Source organism: Vibrio sp. 1249-1, from assembly GCF_033340495.1.
On sequence record NZ_JAWOWJ010000069.1, the window covers coordinates 1 to 1,303 of the forward strand.

The 1,303-nt window shown below is 45.0% G+C and carries 2 protein-coding genes and 1 pseudogene; 1 reads left to right on the plus strand and 2 read right to left on the minus strand.

Going from position 1 to position 1,303, the window contains the following annotated elements:
• A pseudogene (locus R7Z50_RS24275) lies at nt 1–102 on the plus strand (GNAT family N-acetyltransferase); the annotation flags it as partial.
• 10 nt (nt 103–112) lie between these two features.
• On the opposite strand, the gene R7Z50_RS24280 reads toward R7Z50_RS24275, so the two are convergent.
• Together R7Z50_RS24280 and R7Z50_RS24285 are read right to left on the minus strand one after the other, a co-directional pair.
• Nucleotides 113–625, minus strand: coding sequence for a DUF2799 domain-containing protein (locus R7Z50_RS24280; RefSeq protein WP_141179285.1), 513 nt, complete (start codon nt 623–625; stop codon nt 113–115).
• Nucleotides 626–967: 342 nt separating this feature from the next.
• Nucleotides 968–1,303, minus strand: a 336-nt coding sequence (locus R7Z50_RS24285) for a transaldolase family protein (protein WP_318149321.1), incomplete at its 5' end; no start/stop codon positions are given.

Sequence of the window (1,303 nt, forward strand, 5' to 3'; positions counted from 1 at the left end):
CCCGCGCATCGCCTATATGAAAAACATGGCTTCGCGTACTGCGAGCCGTTTGGCGACTATCAACCTGATCCAAACAGCCGCTTTATGACCCTAGCGTTGTAGCCCGTCGCGACTAAAAGTTAAAGTAGTAATTAGCTCCTGGCGAGATGAGTGATGCACGCTCACGCGCCAGTTGTTTTCTTCTCTCTCTAATACGCTTCGCGTTGTCTTTATTTAAGTTTGCATCCAATTGATGATCAAGGCGTGATATCTCCGCATCTAACGCGTTAATGCGTTGTTGACGCTGATATTCTTGATGGCCTAACTGATAGTTTTTAAGGAAAAGATCGTTAGAGCAAACGCCATAGTAGGTTTTTCCTTCTACACCCACCGTGTAACCATTGTCTGGCGAACAGTAAAGAATAGTGCCTTTATCAAAACCGTCTTGCCACTCAACGTGATTTGGCGTTACGCCTGCTTCGCGACAGTCTTTAATGTATTCGTACAAAATGTTTGGGTTGTTGCCTGAGCGGCCATCTTGGTAGCCGACGCGATACCAATCTGCGGTTTGGCATTGTTCTGGCGACATGCTGCTACAACCAGAAAGTAATGCAAACATGGCAAAGAGAAGCGCAATGCGTTTCATGAAGTGGATTCCTTGTTACTGCGTTAGGTTCGCTGATTATAAATGAACAGTGTTCATTTCCAATAGATAAAATTAATAATTACCGACTTATTGATGCGTTGTGCTTGAGAGTTTGTCGGTTTGAAGCAAAATTTTTTGCTTGTGGAACGAGCGTTTTTCGTCAGTAGTGATGTTACGAATAGAGTAGTTTGCGTGAAGGTTGAGGCGAGATTAGTGGGGTGGGAATCTCTTCGTAAGCCGCATCTATAAACAGTTGCCTGCGCGAATGTTACTTTTTCTCAGAGATTCCCATATCAAAAGCCCCTCGATCGAGGAGGAATGGGACTTTCGATAATTTTATGCTTAACTTTCAAATGAAAGTTTGTTGCCAAACGCGGATTTCCAGTCTTTATCAAATTGATCGACAGCCGGCTGAACTGCTGGATGAGAAAACATCTGCGCGGCCACATCGACAGGCAAGGTAATCGCTTCAATGCCTAACTTCATCACTGCCATCGCTTGTTGGGTATTCTTAAAACTCGCTGCCAAAATTTTTGTAGGCAGTTGGTTTTGAGCCAGTAGCAATTGCAGGTCTGCGACCACTTCTACACCGTTTCCGTTCATCGCATCAATACGGTTCACATAAGGCGCAAGATAGTCAGCGCCGCACAATGCCGCAAGGAAACCTTGCTGAGCAGA

Bases quoted from the DNA above. Each gene is read 5' to 3' on its own strand.
- R7Z50_RS24280 (WP_141179285.1), bottom strand. From the start codon at position 625: ATGAAACGCATTGCGCTTCTCTTTGCCATGTTTGCATTACTTTCTGGT.